At 44.8% G+C, this 17,054-nt stretch carries 16 protein-coding genes; 11 read left to right on the forward strand and 5 right to left on the reverse strand.

Annotation, left to right across the window (positions count from 1 at the left end; translation table 11 throughout):
• The first annotated feature begins 178 nt into the window (after positions 1 to 178).
• The 10 genes from RLN88_RS14170 (at position 179) to hisIE (ending at position 9,247) form a co-directional block, all read left to right on the forward strand.
• Positions 179 to 736 (forward strand): hypothetical protein, encoded by a 558-nt coding sequence (locus RLN88_RS14170; RefSeq protein ID WP_350222071.1) that lies wholly within the window; start codon positions 179 to 181, stop codon positions 734 to 736.
• Entirely contained in the window at positions 733 to 1,185 is a 453-nt protein-coding gene (locus tag RLN88_RS14175; RefSeq protein WP_350222072.1) for a nucleoside deaminase, read from the forward strand. The genes RLN88_RS14170 and RLN88_RS14175 overlap by 4 nt, the downstream gene beginning before the upstream one ends.
• A gap of 60 nt (positions 1,186 to 1,245) precedes the next feature.
• Complete coding sequence (locus tag RLN88_RS14180) at positions 1,246 to 1,845, forward strand: superoxide dismutase (protein WP_350222073.1); 600 nt, start codon at positions 1,246 to 1,248, stop codon at positions 1,843 to 1,845.
• Positions 1,846 to 2,057: 212 nt separating this feature from the next.
• Entirely contained in the window at positions 2,058 to 2,915 is an 858-nt protein-coding gene (hisG, locus tag RLN88_RS14185; protein ID WP_350222074.1) for an ATP phosphoribosyltransferase, read from the forward strand.
• 17 nt (positions 2,916 to 2,932) lie between these two features.
• The gene (gene hisD, locus RLN88_RS14190) at positions 2,933 to 4,765 is read left to right on the forward strand and encodes a histidinol dehydrogenase (RefSeq protein ID WP_350222075.1); all 1,833 of its coding nucleotides are present in this window, start codon (positions 2,933 to 2,935) and stop codon (positions 4,763 to 4,765) included.
• 6 nt (positions 4,766 to 4,771) lie between these two features.
• Complete coding sequence (gene hisC, locus RLN88_RS16755; protein ID WP_502880109.1) at positions 4,772 to 6,379, forward strand: histidinol-phosphate transaminase; 1,608 nt, start codon at positions 4,772 to 4,774, stop codon at positions 6,377 to 6,379.
• A gap of 31 nt (positions 6,380 to 6,410) precedes the next feature.
• Complete coding sequence (gene hisH / locus RLN88_RS14205; protein ID WP_350222076.1) at positions 6,411 to 6,989, forward strand: imidazole glycerol phosphate synthase subunit HisH; 579 nt, start codon at positions 6,411 to 6,413, stop codon at positions 6,987 to 6,989.
• 104 nt (positions 6,990 to 7,093) lie between these two features.
• Positions 7,094 to 7,816, forward strand: coding sequence for a 1-(5-phosphoribosyl)-5-[(5-phosphoribosylamino)methylideneamino]imidazole-4-carboxamide isomerase (gene hisA, locus RLN88_RS14210; RefSeq protein ID WP_350222077.1), 723 nt, complete (start codon positions 7,094 to 7,096; stop codon positions 7,814 to 7,816).
• A 65-nt stretch (positions 7,817 to 7,881) separates the two neighbouring features.
• A complete protein-coding gene (gene hisF, locus RLN88_RS14215; RefSeq protein ID WP_350222078.1) occupies positions 7,882 to 8,640 on the forward strand; it encodes an imidazole glycerol phosphate synthase subunit HisF in 759 nt (252 codons plus the stop codon).
• 4 nt (positions 8,641 to 8,644) lie between these two features.
• Complete coding sequence (hisIE, locus tag RLN88_RS14220; RefSeq protein WP_350222079.1) at positions 8,645 to 9,247, forward strand: bifunctional phosphoribosyl-AMP cyclohydrolase/phosphoribosyl-ATP diphosphatase HisIE; 603 nt, start codon at positions 8,645 to 8,647, stop codon at positions 9,245 to 9,247.
• Here the strand turns inward: hisIE and RLN88_RS14225 are convergent.
• Genes RLN88_RS14225 through rlmD form a run of 4 tightly spaced genes read right to left on the reverse strand, consistent with a single transcriptional unit; the run spans position 9,244 to position 11,929 of the window.
• The gene (locus tag RLN88_RS14225; protein ID WP_350222080.1) at positions 9,244 to 9,726 is read right to left on the reverse strand and encodes a GNAT family N-acetyltransferase; all 483 of its coding nucleotides are present in this window, start codon (positions 9,724 to 9,726) and stop codon (positions 9,244 to 9,246) included. The genes hisIE and RLN88_RS14225 overlap by 4 nt on opposite strands.
• Complete coding sequence (locus tag RLN88_RS14230) at positions 9,726 to 10,136, reverse strand: hypothetical protein (RefSeq protein WP_350222081.1); 411 nt, start codon at positions 10,134 to 10,136, stop codon at positions 9,726 to 9,728. The genes RLN88_RS14225 and RLN88_RS14230 overlap by 1 nt, the downstream gene beginning before the upstream one ends.
• Positions 10,114 to 10,482: a four helix bundle protein gene (locus RLN88_RS14235; RefSeq protein ID WP_350222082.1), complete on the reverse strand. Its 369-nt coding sequence runs from the start codon at positions 10,480 to 10,482 to the stop codon at positions 10,114 to 10,116. Before RLN88_RS14235 ends, RLN88_RS14230 begins: the two co-directional genes overlap by 23 nt.
• A 28-nt stretch (positions 10,483 to 10,510) precedes the next feature.
• Entirely contained in the window at positions 10,511 to 11,929 is a 1,419-nt protein-coding gene (gene rlmD, locus RLN88_RS14240) for a 23S rRNA (uracil(1939)-C(5))-methyltransferase RlmD (protein WP_350222083.1), read from the reverse strand.
• 50 nt (positions 11,930 to 11,979) lie between these two features.
• Between rlmD and RLN88_RS14245 the strand changes: the two genes are divergently transcribed.
• Positions 11,980 to 14,544 (forward strand): T9SS type B sorting domain-containing protein, encoded by a 2,565-nt coding sequence (locus RLN88_RS14245; RefSeq protein ID WP_350222084.1) that lies wholly within the window; start codon positions 11,980 to 11,982, stop codon positions 14,542 to 14,544.
• Here RLN88_RS14245 and RLN88_RS14250 read toward each other — a convergent pair whose 3' ends face one another.
• Positions 14,545 to 17,037 carry a DUF5686 and carboxypeptidase regulatory-like domain-containing protein gene (locus RLN88_RS14250; RefSeq protein ID WP_350222085.1) on the reverse strand — a complete coding sequence of 831 codons (2,493 nt, stop codon included), beginning with the start codon at positions 17,035 to 17,037 and terminating at the stop codon, positions 14,545 to 14,547.
• Positions 17,038 to 17,054 lie beyond the last annotated feature (17 nt).

Genomic DNA, 17,054 nt, shown 5'->3' on the forward strand with positions numbered 1-17,054 from the left:
AGAAAGAAATGTCCCCTTGAAGGGACTGCAGGGGTGTATTTCTTAAATTCGCACCATGAAATGTCCATAAAGCAAACTATACCAACCAAGATGAATATCCGAGTAGAAATCACGATTTGATGCAGTTTCAAGCTATCCGGACATTCCATGTGGCCATTGAAAAACAAATTATATACACATGAAAAAACACATTTCTATTCTCGTTGTACTAATTCCACTTTTAACATTCGCCCAAGAGAAACTGGTGAAACGTCAGGTTAATGAAGAAATCAGCTACCTGGTGCCCGAATCCTTTTCCCAGATGAGTGCAGGAGATCGAATTCAGAAGTTTGTTTCTTCACGCGAACCACTCGCCATGTATTCCTCAGTAGATAGAGAGGTGGATTTTGGGATCAACTGGAACCCGATGCAGTGGATGGATGGGGATGAGGAAATCATCTATGGGTTCTACAAAGCGAGTATCCAGTCCATGTTTGATGAAGTAGAATTTCTCCAGGATGATATCAGGGAAATAAATGGGAAGAAGTTTATTGTTTTTGAATTTGTCTCATCGCTGAAAAGTGAAAATGCCTTTTCCGGTACCTCATCATCAAAAAACTATTCCTACATCCAATATACCTCCTACAATGATCAGGTGCTTCTCTTCAACCTTGGATGCAAGGCCCGATTGATGAGCCAGTGGCAGCCAGTGGCCAAGGAAATGATGGAGGGGGTAAAAGTGAAAGAGAAGGGATGAGTCTTAGCATATATAGTGATGAGCACTTCATGAAGCAGGCTTTAAATGAAGCTCAAAATGCTTTTGATGAAGGAGAAATTCCGATTGGTGCAGTGGTGGTGTGTGAAAATAAAATCATCGCCAAAGACCACAACCGGGTAGAGCGACTAAACGATGCTACGGCACATGCCGAAATGCTGGCCATCACCGCTGCACAAAATTACCTCGGATCAAAATACCTGAATGAATGCACCCTTTTTGTGACGCTGGAGCCATGTAGCATGTGTGCCGGCGGATTATTCTGGACACAAATCGGAAGAGTGGTGATTGGGGCATTGGATAAAGAGCGAGGCTTTTCCCGATACAACAAAGACATCATCCACCCCAAAACAGACCTCAAGCTTGGCGTGATGGCTGGTGAATGTGAAGTTTTGATTAAAGACTTCTTTAAAAAGCTTCGAGGCAACTAAACATGCCTCAACCTTGTTATCTTCACAAATCAATTTTTAGAACCTAAAAAACCAAGAATTATGGCATTTGAATTACCAAACCTACCATATGCACACGATGCATTGGAACCACATATAGACGCAAAAACCATGGAAATACACCATGGAAAGCACCATGCAGGATACGTGGCTAAGCTAAATGCTGCCATCGAGGGGACAGACATGGCCGGCAAGTCTCTGGACGAATTGGTAAAAAATCATTCTGACAATGGCGCAGTAAGAAACAATGGCGGTGGTCACTGGAATCACTCACTTTTCTGGGAAGTGATGAGCCCAAATGGCGGTGGTAAGCCTTCCGGAGCTTTGGCAGACGCCATCAACAGCGCATTTGGATCGTTTGACAAATTCAAAGAAGAATTCAGCAATGCAGCGGCTACACGATTTGGTAGTGGATGGGCATGGCTTTGCAAAACGTCTGATGGTAAACTCGAAGTTTGCTCCTCTGCAAACCAGGACAACCCACTGATGCCGGGTGTTGGTTGTGGGGGCACTCCCATCCTTGGCCTGGATGTATGGGAACACGCATATTACCTCAACTATCAAAACCGCAGACCAGACTACATTGATGCATTTTTTAATGTGATCAACTGGGATGCTGTAAGCAAAAAATTTGAAGGCTGATTTGTAATTTAAAAATCGACCTATATTTGCGACAAGAATGAGAACAGTACAACTACATCATCATGCACATCATATCCACTTCACCGAAGAGGTAAGAAGATGATGCTGTAGTTATTAAAAAATAATGCAAAGGCCCGTCGGATTACCCGACGGGCCTTTTTGTTTTTACACGAAAAATTTTGACACATATCAAAAGAAACAGTTTAACCGAAATGCAAGACGTACTAAAAATAGCCATCCAAAAGAGCGGCAGACTCAATGAGAAGAGCATGGAGCTTATGAAAGAGTGTGGCATCAAAATCAACAACGGAGGCAAGCTGAAATCCACAGCATCCAACTTTCCGCTTGAGATCTTCTACCTCCGGGATGATGACATTCCGCAATACGTGGCTGAGGGAGTGGCCGATATAGGGCTTGTTGGGGAAAATGAATATCTGGAAAAGCAGCAGCCTGTTGAGATAGTAAACCGAACCGGCTTTTCCAAATGCCGACTTTCCCTCGCCATCAAAAGAGAGGAAGAATACACGGGGCTCAGTTGGTTCTCAGGGAAAAAAATTGCCACCAGCTATCCGGTTATTCTTAAAAAATTTCTGGAAAAAAATGACATCAAAGCCACCATCGAAGAAATCAGCGGCAGTGTGGAAATCGCCCCAAGTATCGGGCTTGCAGATGCTGTGTTTGATATTGTGAGCACCGGAAGCACCCTTTTGGCGAACGGGCTCAAGGAAGTAGAGGTAGCCCTGAGAAGTGAGGCACTGCTTATTGCCAACACTATGCTGAGCAGCGACAAGAAGGAAATCCTCCAAAAGTTGCTTTTCCGTATTGAGGCAGCAAAATCCGCAAAGCAGAACAAGTACATCCTCCTCAATGCACCGAACCAGAAACTGGATCAAATTATTGAACTCCTTCCCGGTATGAAAAGTCCGACGGTGCTACCCTTGGCCACAGCAGGCTGGAGTAGCGTCCACAGCGTGATTAAAGAAGATGATTTCTGGGACGTAATTGATCAACTAAAGGAAAAGGGAGCTGAGGGAATACTGGTATGTCCAATTGAAAAGATGATCGTCTAAACAACCGACAATTAACAATGAAAAATTATAGATATCCCGAACGCTCCACTTGGGCATCTCTGTGTCAACGTCCAACGCTGGATTTCACAGAATTGAATGAAAAGGTGGAGGCCATTTTCAAGGAGATAAGAGAGCGAGGTGATGTCGCTTTACTTGAGTACAGCAAGCAGTTTGATAAAAAAAACCTCAAGTCACTCCAAGTTGATTTGCGAAATATTGAGTTTTCCATAGACCCGGAATTGGCAGATGCAATTCACTTAGCTAAATCCAACATTGAGAAGTTTCACCTCTCTCAGAAAGAAAAGCCTCAAATCGTGGAAACAACAGAGGGAGTAAAATGCTGGAGAAAAAGTGTGCCGATTGAGAACGTCGGACTGTACATTCCCGGAGGCTCTGCCCCGCTATTTTCCACTTTACTGATGTTGGTCATACCCGCTCAGATTGCAGGATGCAAAGAAATTGTGGTTTGCACACCACCATCAGGTTTTGATACAAAAAATTCCTCTTTAAAAAAGGGGGTGGATGGGGATTTCAGCAGAAAATCATCAAAACCTATTCAATATCTGAACCCTATAATTGGCTGGACCTGTAAGCTGCTCGGCATTGAAAAAGTGTTTCTGACTGGTGGCGCACAAGCCATTGCTGCCATGACTTTTGGTACAAAGACTATTCCTAAAGTGGACAAAATTTTTGGGCCGGGAAATCAATATGTAACTGCCGCCAAGCAAAAGGCAATCAACTATGGAGTTGCCATTGACATGCCAGCCGGACCTAGTGAAGTGCTGGTGATTGCAAATGATACCGCCTATCCACAATTTGTTGCCGCTGACCTTCTCTCTCAGGCTGAGCACGGGCCAGATAGTCAGGTGGTCTTGGTAAGTGATTCAGAAAATCTTACCCTCAGTGTGGAGGAAGAAATAACAAAACAGGTAGAAGATCTGCCTCGAAAATCGACTGCACTTAAAGCACTCCAAAACAGTCAATCCGTTTTAGTTAGAGACCTGAAAGTAGCAATCGCTTTTAGCAATGAATACGCTCCTGAACATTTGATTATTGCAACAGATAATGCGGAAGAATTAGCGGAGCAGGTCACGAATGCGGGAAGCGTGTTTCTTGGAAACTGGAGCTGTGAAAGTGCCGGTGACTATGCGAGCGGCACCAATCACACCCTCCCTACCAACGGGTTCTCCAGGAATCACAGCGGGGTATCACTTGATAGTTTTTTGAAAAAAATCACCTTTCAACAGCTCACTGAGCAAGGAATCAAAAACCTTGGACCAGCGATTGAAAAAATGGCAGAGGCTGAGCGGTTAGAGGCACACAAGAATGCAGTTAGTTTGAGATTGAAGCATTTGCAGAATAAACCCCTCCCCCCAACCCCCTCCAGAGGGGGAGATAGCGCCGGACAATTCCCCCTCCCCGAGGGGGCCAGGGGGAGGCGGGATTCCACATCCTCTAAGGAGCATAGCTTCTACAATAAGAATTTAAAATCAAAAGCGAGAAAACTTAGGAATGAAGCTACAATAGCTGAAGCCACATTGTGGAAATACGTACTAAGAGCCAGTGGATTGGGTTACCCTTTTAGAAGGCAAAGGCCTATTGGTAATTACATTGCGGATTTTGTTTCACTTCCCCTGAAACTTGTAATTGAGGTCGATGGCATCTCTCATTCCTACGAGGAAGTAGCAAAGAAAGACGAATCTCGTCAGGCGGACTTAGAAAATTTAGGGTTTAAGGTAATTCGAATTCCAGATGATGCAATTCTTTCCAATGTAGATCATGTAAGAAATTATTTAATTGAAATTATTGAAAACCTTCACTCAAAGCCTCCAAAAAAAGGGGAAAAATAAATCACTATGTTTGACATCAATAAAATCACTAGAGAAAACGTCAGGAAACTAAAGCCCTATTCCAGCGCACGAAGTGAGTTTGGCGGGGTTGCCGAAGTTTCTCTGGATGCCAATGAAAACCCTTTCGGTTTTGGGCTCAACCGGTATCCGGATGCCTCCCTCCCACACCTCAAAAAAGTCTTTGCTGATTTTCGAGGTGTTGCAAGCAATCAGCTGATTTTCGGGAATGGAAGCGATGAACTTATTGACCTACTCATCCGGGCCTTTTGCGAGCCTGGAAAGGACAAAATTCTGACCTTCCCACCTACCTTTAGCATGTATTCCGTAGCTGCAGCAGTCAATGCTGTGGAAGTGCTGGAAGAACCGCTGGCCACTGATTATCAGATTGATTTGGAGAAGCTCCGACCCAGGCTGAAAGATGATCAGTTGAAACTAATTTTCATTTGCTCCCCGAATAATCCAACCGGAAAGTGTATGGACAATGAAACGATTTTGTCCCTAGCTAAGACATTTGACGGGCTGGTGGTAGTGGATGAGGCCTACATTGACTTTGGAGGTGAAAGTCTGGTTCAGGAAGGTATTCCAAACCTTTTCATTATTCAGACCTTTTCAAAAGCGCTGGCACTCGCCGGGGCTCGACTGGGCGCAGGCATTGGTTCACAGGAGGTCATTGACGTTCTACAAAAAATCAAACCTCCATACAATATCAATTCGCTCACGCAAGAAAAAGCCCTGGAAACTCTAAGCCGGCCGGAATTGATCAAAAAGCAGGTGGAAATCATTATAAGGGAGCGAGAAAAAATGGAGTTGGCATTGAGGGGCATTCCTTCTGTGAAAGAGGTCTATCCCTCAGATGCCAACTTTTTGCTTGTAGCATTTGAAGATGCCAGAGCCACTTATGAGAATTTGCTGTCACAGGGAGTTGTGGTGAGAAACCGCTCAGGCCAGATTGCGAATACCTTAAGAATCACCATCGGAACCCCCGAAGAAAATCTTCGATTGATTGCGGCATTGAAGAAAGAAAAACACACAATCGAAGGCCGGATTGGCCGGTGTGTCCGCGCTACTTCAGAAACTAAAATCAAAATTGAAGTTAATCTGGATGATCCTACCAGAACGTCCATATCTACCGGAGTGGCCTTCTTCGATCACATGCTTGATCAGATCGCCCGGCATGGAGGTATTGGCTTGCAGGTTTTGGTGAAAGGAGATCTGGACATTGATCCTCACCACACCATCGAAGATACGGCACTCGCTTTGGGGACTGCTTTCGATCAGGCGCTTGGAAATCGCGCAGGAATTGAGCGCTATGGTTTCTTGTTGCCAATGGATGATTGCCTCGCGCAGGTAGCGATAGATTTCGGTGGCCGCCCGTGGCTGGAATGGAATGCAGATTTTAAAGCCACTCATGTAGGAGAAATGCCAACGGAAATGGTGTCGCATTTTTTTAAATCATTTTCTGATACGGCCAGGTGCAATTTGAACATCAAGGCAGAGGGTGAGAACGACCATCATAAGATTGAATCCATTTTCAAAGCATTTGCTCGAGCACTAAAAATGGCTGTGAGAAAGGATGATAGTGGGGTGTTGCCATCAACCAAGGGAGTACTCTAAAATTTGATAATGAACAATTAATAGTTGACAATTGATTGCAATCGTAAAATATAACGCAGGTAATATCCGATCAGTGAAAAATGCATTGGATCGGTTAGGGGTTGAGTCAACGCTAACAGATGATCCGGACAAGCTCACTTCAGCTGAGAAAGTCATTTTTCCAGGTGTGGGTGAAGCAGGAACGGCCATGAAATACCTGAAAGATCGAGGTTTGGATCAAGTGATCATATCGCTGAAGCAGCCATTCCTTGGAATCTGTCTGGGCATGCAGCTGATGTGCAGCCACTCCGAGGAAAAAGACACCCCATGTCTTGGGATTTTTAAGGAACGTGTAAGAAAATTTCCTCCGAAAGGCATTATCCCTCATATTGGTTGGAATGATTTTACCAAAGCAAAGGGTTCGCTATTTGAAGGAATCGCAGAATCTGACAACATGTACTTTGTACATAGCTATTATGCTGAGCTTGGTGAAGACACGATTGGGGAGACGGAGTATCTGATCCCATTCACATCAGCCTTGCAAAAGGGCAATTTTTACGGGGTTCAGTTTCATCCAGAGAAGTCGGCGGAGGTGGGGAGAAAGTTGATTGAAAATTTTTTGAGACTATGAATATAGAATAGACCCTGAAACAAGTTCAGGGTGACCTTCTATATATAATTGAGGATATAATTAAAATGTCATGCTGAACTTGTTTCAGCATCTATTTAAACAGCATGCGAATAATACCAGCCATAGACATCATCGAGGGAAAGTGCGTGCGCTTATCCAAAGGTGATTACAATACGAAGAAGATATACAATGAAGACCCGTTGGAGGTGGCGCTACAATTTGAAGATGCCGGCCTCCAATATCTCCACCTGGTAGATTTGGACGGTGCTAAAGCCAAGCACATTGTCAACTGGAAAGTGTTGGAAAAACTTGCAACGAAAACTCAGTTACAGATTGATTTCGGAGGTGGTATCAAAGCAGATGAAGATTTGAAAGTTGCTTTCGAAAGTGGGGCTAAACAAATCACGGGAGGTAGCATCGCTGTAAAAGAACCAGTGAAATTCACTTCGTGGATTACGGCCTATGGTGCTGATAAAATCATTCTCGGAGCAGATGCCCTGGATGGAAAAATTGCCGTTTCCGGTTGGCAGGAAAGTACGAATGAGGGAATCGAAGATTTTATCTCAGAGTATGTTTCTAAAGGAATTGACTATGTGATTGCCACAGACATCTCCAAAGATGGCATGCTGGAAGGACCATCGTTTGAGCTTTACTCTTCGATCCTTGAAAAAATCCCTGATTTAAAATTGATTACCAGTGGGGGTGTTTCTTCAATTGACGATTTAGTCAAATTAAAAGAGCAAGGACTCGAAGGAGCAATTGTAGGAAAGGCGATATATGAGAAGAGGGTGACGTTGAAAGAATTGGGTGAGTTAACTCACCCCTAAATTTCTCCGAAATTCCTCCCCTCTCTTTCAAGAGAGGGGTTTGGGGGAGAGTTAATTATGAACAAATGACATTAAAAAAACGCATAATTCCGTGTTTGGATATTAAAGACGGGCAGACCGTGAAAGGGGTCAACTTTGTGGATATCCGAAATGCCGGCGACCCAATAGCGCTGGCGAAACGATACGTAAAAGAAGGAGCAGATGAGTTGGTCTTTTTAGACATCACAGCCACAGTGGACGGCAGAAAGACCTTCGCAACACTCGTCGAACAAATCGCTCATGAAATTAATATTCCTTTCACTGTAGGTGGTGGCATCTCCTCTGTTGAGGATGCCGCTGTGCTGGTAAAAGCCGGAGCAGATAAAGTGAGCATCAACTCCGCTGCAGTAAAACGGCCAGAGCTGGTAAAAGAAATTGCCGATGAATTTGGGAGCCAGTTTGTAGTGGTTGCCATTGATGCCGGCATGGTCAATGGCGAGTGGAAAGTATTTGTAAAAGGAGGAAGAGAAGCCACTGACATAGATGTATATGAATGGGCAAAGAAAGTTGAGGAATTAGGAGCCGGTGAAATTCTGCTCACCTCTATGAAAAATGATGGTACAAAAAAAGGATTTGCTATTGAACTTACCAGCAAGCTGGCTGCTGCTCTCAATATTCCAGTGATTGCATCAGGTGGAGCAGGCAGTATTGGGCATTTTGCAGAGGTTTTTAAAAAAACCAAAGCGACAGGCGTCTTGGCGGCCAGTGTGTTTCACTTTGGTGAAATTCCGATTCCAAAACTCAAGGCATTTCTTAAAAATAAAAATATAGAAGTAAGAATCTAAATCTATGACAAGCTCAAAACTCGCAACTCAAGACTCGCAACTAATCCCCGCCATCATCCAGCATGCTGAAACGAACCAGGTGCTGATGCTTGGCTACATGAACGATGAATCATTGGCTAAAACCAAAGAAGAAGGGAAGGTCACTTTTTTTAGTAGATCCAAGCAGCGGCTCTGGACTAAAGGAGAGACATCAGGCAACTTTTTGAATGTGGTGAGCATAGAGGAAGATTGCGACAAGGACACCTATCTGATAAAAGTGATGCCGGATGGAGCCACGTGCCACACCGGGAGCTACACCTGTTTTGGTGAGAAAGAGCCTGCAGGATTCCTGCATGAACTTCAGGGAGTGATTCAATCACGAAAGGAAAATCCGGATGAGGATTCTTACACTACCTCGCTCTTCAGATCAGGCACCAAAAAAATTGCTCAAAAGGTAGGTGAGGAAGCGACAGAGGTCATCCTTGAGGTCATGGATGGTAAGAAAGATTTACTCATTGAAGAGTCCTCCGATTTACTGTATCACTTCCTTGTTTTGCTCGCCGATCAGGGATTGAAACTGGAAGATATTGAGGCTAAGTTGATGGAACGGCATTTGAAGAAAGCCTAGGCAATTTTCGCCCCATCAAAATAGCTGATGCGTATGTGACAGCCGTCTTCTATTCCCACAAAGTGGAATTGTGTTCTGGGCCAGGTAGCCTGTGGAAAATGCTTCATCAGAATCGGACTTTGCACTTTCAAAAGGATACCTATCACATCAGAATCTTTACCTTCATTGAAGCGATTGTTCAAATGCTCTTTCGCTTCGCTTATTAGTTGGAGCACCACACCCTGCTGCCGGTGGCCTTCTGCTACAAAAGCTCGAAATACCCAAAAAGTCTTCCCTATTGGTTCGTATAGTCGCTTGGCCATGGTGCTCACACCGATTACCTGATTGTCATCACCTCTCGCAATGAGTGCAATCTGGTCTACTCGTTTTCTCGCCTGATCTTCATTCAGGGCATTCTCGGCAACCCAAAAATTAATCACTTCCTGCTTTTGTGCATCGGTAATCTGTTGGTAAACAAATTCAATTTTTGGAGTCTTCATCAGTCAATGGGATAAGGAATAAAAAGGAAGTTAGTAAACTGCTCATCAATCACAAACAGGCAGCAAAATTCATCAGGGTCTTTGTAGTTTTCCTTGAAGATTTTTTCGTCGGCGATCAAGCCACGTTGGGTAAATTCCTCCATTAGCGAAGCAAAGTAATGCCAATCGTTACCTTCCTGCCCACTTTCCACCAGCAGTTGGCCAATCGGCTGGTCTATTTTGCACATCGCAAAAACCGGAAACTCAGAAAACTCCTGCTTGCGTATGGCGTAGGATGCCTCCTTCAGTGTCTCGGAAATTTTCACAAAATCAGATGATATCTGTCCTAAGTATTTTGGATCTAATTCCGGGTCGTTGTGCATATAGGAAATTCTTCGATTTAAAGATTTACGATTTCTTTGATTGCTCATTTCTGCGAGCAGTTGAAAGTGACTCAACAATTATTGATAAAATCTCATTCGCCTCCTTCCAAATAGGTTCAACAGATTTTCCAGAATCAGGTTTTAATTCCTTGATCAATTCAAGAAAGAACATGCACTCATCACACTCTTCCTCCACTATCTTGAGTTTGTTGATGAAGTCCTTAGCGGATTTAGCTCTACATGCTGCTCTGTAATTAGCTCCCACAGAACTGGAGGCTCGTATAAGCTGATTGGCATATGCCTTAAGTAAGGGGTCAGGATATATTATTTTACAGAAAAGAGCTACATCGACTCCAAACTGTAATGTTCTTTTCTTTAATTCTTCTGCCGTCACTACTAAATCGAATTATTCGTCAATCAAGTCAATCTTTTAATTGCAAGAGTATCACATTCTCCACATGCTGCGTCTGAGGAAACATATCCACCGGCTGGATTTTCACCACATCGTAGGATTGACCTAGCACCTCCAAATCTCTTGCCTGCGTGGCAGGATTGCAGCTCACATAAACAATCCGATCCACCCTCAAATCAGCCAAAAGCTGCGTGACCCGTGGGTGCATGCCTGCCCTTGGTGGGTCTGTGATAATCACATCCGGCTTTCCATGCTGATTGATAAATTCATTAGCCAGCAAGTCCTTCATATCCCCGGCAAAGAACTCCGTATTGGCTATCCCGTTGATCTCGCTGTTGATTTTGGCATCCTCGATGGCTTCCTCCACATACTCGATCCCCACCACTTTTTTTGCAGATCGGGCCACAAAGTTGGCAATTGTTCCCGTTCCCGTGTACAAGTCATACACCAGCTCATCAATCTTCAGGTTGGCAAAATCTGCCGCAACTTTGTACAGTTCATGCGCCTGCTCAGAGTTGGTTTGATAGAAGGATTTGGGGCCAATTTTAAACTTCAAATCACCCATCTGCTCCATGATGTGATCTTTCCCGCCAAACAACTCCACCTCTAAATCTGAGAAAGAATCGTTTCCTTTTTCATTCACTACATACATCAGTGAGGTTATCTGAGGAAACTCTTTCTTCAGGAAGTTCAGCATTAGTTCAATTAGCTCCTGATCACGATAGTACATCTGAAGAATAACCATCAAGTCACCAGTAGTAGCCGTTCTGATCACCAAATTTCGAAGAAACCCCTCCTGTTTCTTTACATCATAAAAGGAAATGTCATTCGCATCCGCAAATGCCTTCACAGCCAGCCTGATCGCATTGGATGGATCTGCCTGAAGGTGGCACTTCTGGATGTCAATTACCTTGTTGAATTGCTTCGGGATGTGGAAGCCCAGACCAGTCCTCACCACATCCTCACCGGATGCTATTTCTTCCTTTGTCAGCCACCTGAAATTTGAAAACGTAAACTCCAGCTTATTTCGATAGAAAGATGTTCTTCCCGAACCTATGATTGGCATCACTTCCGGCAAATCCAGCCCACTGAGTTTTCGGAGATTCTCCTCTACATGGCTTTGCTTATATTTCAGCTGTGCCTCATAGGTCATATGCTGCCACTTGCACCCTCCGCACAGCCCGAAATGCTCACAAAAAGGCTCAATCCTTTCGCCGGATTTTTCCAGTATCTCCTCTGCATAAGCTTCCAGAAACTTCTTTTTCTTGCCGATTATTTTTGCCTGCACCACATCTCCGGGCACAGTCTCCTTCACAAAAACCACCTGCCCATTTACGCGCCCCACGCCTTTTCCTTCGGAGGAAATGCCGGTTATTTCCAGCTCCTCAATAATTGCCCCTTTCTTCATCCTCACAAAATTACTATTCATCCCCTTGCATTACAGGGTTTTTAATGGTTTCATTGTTATTGAATTAATTCATGAAGAGAGTATTAATCACCGGGCTATTCATTCTAATGGCTAGCATGTCCTTTGCCTTCCACATTGTTGGGGGTGAAATCGAGTTTATCTACCTGGGTGATGGGCTGTATCGCATCAATCTCATTCAGTATTTTGACGAGGCACAAAGCCAAAATCCAGGCCCGGATGGGTCGGTGACGGTTTACATTTTCCGAAATGGGGACAATCAGCTAATGTCTACCCATATCCTTCCATTTGTCTCGCAGGAAAATGTAGAATATACCAACATCGAATGCTCGCGGGACGACTTGCAAACCTCCCGGGTGTTTTACTCCGCAGATGTTGCTCTTGATCCTGCTACCTACTCAAGTATTGATGGCTACTACATCCAATGGGAACGATGCTGCAGAAATACGGCAATAGATAATATCGTCAATCCTCAGGGAACTGGAATGAACTATGTTTTGGAAATCCCACCACTCATGAAGGACGGTCAAATTTTCAGGAACTCTTCGCCTATCCTTTTCAAGCCACTCAGCGATTACGCATGTATCAATCAGCTTTACTACGTGGAGTTTACCGGGGAAGACCCTGATGGCGACTCGCTCGTTTATTCCCTGACCACCCCGCTCAATAGTTCATCGGCGGTTGCACTTCCCATCCCCCAGCCCAAACCTCACTTTGGCGTTACATTTCTTCCGGGATTCTCAGAAACAAATATGGTAGGAGGATCCCCTCCGTTGAAAATCAGCAAGAAAGGCTTATTGACAGTGAACCCTGACCAAACCGGACTGTTTGTATTTGCAGTGAGGGTGGAAGAATTCAGGGACGGGGAAAAGATTGGTGAGGTGCGCAGGGACTTTCAGATGCTGGTAGTGGATGGGTGTGAGCCTCCCGATCCGCCAGTGGTAGATATTGAAATTCCGGGGAACCCAACATTCAATCCTGAAGTGGACATACTTACCTATACGGCCAGCGATGAAGCCAAGTGTTTCAGCTTTTTAGTATCCAATGTCACGGCGGGGGAAACCATCTCTTTCCGGGCTGAAGGGGTAAATTTTGATGAAGACCTGGATGAGATTTTTTCATTGAGTTCCCAATTTGTGGATGGCAGCACCAGTGAGCTGGAGATCGAGGTATGTATCCCTGATTGTCCCCCGATAAGAGATGAGCCGTTTATTTTGGATTTGATTGCAGCGGACAATGCCTGCCCATTGCCCCAATTGGACACCCTGAGGCTAACCATCGAAGTAGAGCCTCCTGCAAATACAGAACCTGTCGGCTCTGTGGGAAACAGCAATATTTCTATCGATGAGGGAGACTCTGATTCCAGAATAATCACTGGTACGGATGGTGATGGAGAAAACATGAACATGTCATTATACATTGAGGGGATCGCTGACCCGGCTGCACATGGTTTTGAGTTGATAAACATCACTGGCACACCAGGGAACATCCAGGGCACACTTTTTTGGGATACGAATTGTGAAACCTATGATTTTTCAGAATTTCAAAACTTCAATGTGGGGGTGATTGTAGACGATGCAGATACCTGCAGTTTGCCGGGTGACACGGTATTTATCAATGCTACCGTCATTCTTCCTCCAAATAATGACCCACAGGTTTCACTTGGAAATACCCTTCCGGCACAAATTAATCTTGGTTCCATGTTAGATGTGGAAATTATTGCTACCGATGCAGATGGAGATGATGTGACGCTCACCTTTGCCGGAGGAAACTTCGACCCTGACTTTTACGGAGCTCAGTTTACCCCGGTATCCGGCAATACCTCTGTGAGCTCAGATTTTACCTGGGATCTTAGTTGCAATGCCGAAATATTTGTGGACGGTCATCTGTTTGAGCTGCTGTTCATCGCTGATGATGATGATAAGTGCAAGGTCAAAAATTTTGATACGCTTCGTCATTTCATCCAGGTAAACTATCCACCCAACTCAGCTCCGCAATTTGAAGATATTGATGAAAGTGAGCTATCGATTCGGGTAAATGAATATGTGGAAATTGAGATTGAGGCGTTTGATGCGGATGCGATGGATGAAATCACGATTGAATTTGCCCCCGGGGTAAGGACGCCCAATTCCAGTTCCCTGGAGCTGGCGGCTGTGACCGGGCAAGGCAGGGTAATAGCCATTTTAAAATGGCAACCGGAGTGCGACTTGCTACGCTTTGGGGAAACTTCCTCCTTTCAGGATGTGGTCTTGCAGGTTTCGGACAATGCCTGTCCTGACTCAAATGAAGAAACCCTTCTGCTTACTTTCGAAATCTTCGATGATGCGGATCGGCGCAAGGAGTTTCTGCCACCAAATATTTTCACACCGAATGGCGATGGCAAGAATGATTTTTTCAGTCTTTCAGGAAATTTTGATCCCAATCAAAACCTGCCACCAGACAACTGTGACAATACCTTCGAATATATTGCCATCACCAACCGTGCCGGTGCTCCGGTGTTTCGCTCAGCAAGCAGGGATTTTGTCTGGAACGGAGGCCAGTTTCCGAGCGGGATCTATTACTATATTATCAAATACTCCAATTCGGAATTTAAGGGGTACGTGCATTTGATGAGGTAATTAAAACCCAACCCCAATCCTGAATCCACTCCCGAAGAAATCACTGTTTTGGAAGGCCCAATAGTAGTCCACTCGCATAAACTTGAAGATGTGCTCGATACCTGCACCCAGCTCCACATAGTTTCCGATGGTCTCTGTTGTCAGGTAGTTGGCTGAGGCCACCGCCTGCCAGTTTAGCTTTTTCACCAGCGGGATTTTATTGAAAATAAACTCATTGAAGTGGTGCTGATAATGTGCTTCCAGGAATGGCTTGGTGGTACTGAACACATAGAATGGCAATAGCTCAAATTTGAAATCCTTTCCCACCTGGCTCAGAGAAGTCTGGTTCGCAGAAAAGTGCTTGAAATCCACAAATGTCAACGCATCATCATTCAGGTAGGCTCCTGCTCCCACTGCATAGCTACTTGTCCCGATCAGCCCCAGGCTCATGTCATCCGTCACCCGAAGTTGCACAAAATCAAAATTCACATCACTACCGAGTGCCTCTATCCCTTTTCGATAGGTAAAGAATACTTCAGGGTACTTTGAACTGTAAACAAACTTCTGATCCGGGCGGGTGGCATAGGTCTGCTTGAAACGGAACCTGAAGGTGGCTTCAAAAATCATGGCCTGGTGCTGCGGAAAGCCCGTTTGCGCCAGCTCCTGATTGATCGGCTGGTTGCTGGTGAAATTGACCTTATTGTCAGACGCGAACGTGAAGTCCGTGGTATTTGTCAGCGTGTCTCGCTGCGCATATTCCAGACTGGTATTGAGAAGAACCCCATTTTTTACCTCCTGCTGAAACCGCACATATCCGAAAGACTTCTCAAAAATCTTCATGTAATTCTCTCCGCTCACAAGTGTCACATAGCTATTGATAAACGGAGTGATCGCCTCCGCCTCATCAAACTGGGAAATATACCTACCTCCTCCTGCATAGAAGCGGGTAAACTTGTTGTCAAGTTTTCTATAGCTCCCCTCAAGTTTGGCGTTGAATCGTTCATTTGAAAAACCATAGCGCACTGCCGGCCTGATCCAGTACTTTGTTTGCCCGTCAATCTGTTTCCAGATGGTAGGCTGAATTTCCGGCACAAACCCTTCCACCGTATTGTACTGGAAAATGCTGATCACCGCAGGCAAAGACCAATACTTCTCTTCCACACTATTGGAATGGGTGTAGCCACTCAGAAAAATATTGCCAAGCGTTAGTTTGTTGGTTTCATTGTCCACTGAGTCTTTGTAGGGCACACTTTCCTTCACCAGTCGGATGCTATCCTTTATATGATAGTCCGCCACTTCAATACTCGTCAGGGGCACAGGCCGGATAGTTTTCCAATAGGTAGAATCCCGTTCATTGGAGCCTTCTTCCACCACCAAAACTTCAGCGGTAAAATCTTCTTCCTGAAAAAGATCTGCCTCTTCCTTCGTTCCAAATTTCTGCTCATAAAGCCCTGCACTTCGGTAGGCTTCATAGTTTGGCTCCACTTTATAGTTTGAGTAAACACCAATGTAGTAGCCGCTTCCTTTGAAACCAAAAGCGCCAAACTTGAAAGAGTACTTCTGCGATAGCGGCATCCAGATGTCATATTCGGTGGGAGCAAATACCTGATTGATTTTGAGTGAATCGATAAATTCCAGTCCACGAGCCTTAGTTACAAACAGGTCGATGGTGTGGAAGCGCCACTCATCTTCCACGATGTAAATCACTCCTTCAAACACCGGGTCAGTGGGGCGTTTGGGGAGCACTTTGATCTTGTTGATCAGCTTTCCACCTTCTTCAAAAATCCCCAGCCATTCATAATCATAAAAGAGAAATGCATTGGGCGAAATGGGCGACACGAACTCCCGTTCCATATCCAAATCGATAAACTTATTGTAGGCATTGATATTGAAATCAGACGCCTTGTTGAAGCTAAACCCCTGCTCGTTTCCGCTTACTTTGGAGCTGATCATGCGCTCGGAAACTTTGTCCGGCAGCTCAAAGGAAAACTCAGAAACCGACTCGGATAAGTAGATAATTCCAGTATCTATTGTGATCTTCTGCCCAAGGATTTTATCGGGACGCTTATCCAGCCGGAATAGTCCCTTCAAATAAGCATCCGTTTTGAAGGCACTTACTTCACTTTCATAAAACTTCCGGGTTTTGATCGCTTCCCTGATCACTCGATAAGCCGGATCCTCATCCCCCGCAGTGACCACCACCTCTTTCAACTGAAGCGCCTGTTCCGGCAATTCGAAATCGAAACGTACTGTCTGGCCTTCATTCAACGTGATTTCTTTCTCGGTCACTTTGTAGCCTACATATTGCGCCACGATGGTATGCCTACCAGGGGGTGTTTTCAGGAAGAAAGCCCCCTCGCTGTTAGAAGTGGTGCCATTGGTAGTGCCTTTGATGTACACGGTGGAAAATGGCAAAGGCTCGCCCGATGTACTTCGGGTCACGCCCTTTATTCCGGTTTGTGCCAGTGCAGCAAGCGATAGGAAACTGATCAGAGTGAAAGAAAGTATTCTCATAAGGTTAGTGATAAGTA

Source organism: Ekhidna sp. (assembly GCF_040223195.1).
Lineage (GTDB): Bacteria > Bacteroidota > Bacteroidia > Cytophagales > Cyclobacteriaceae > Ekhidna.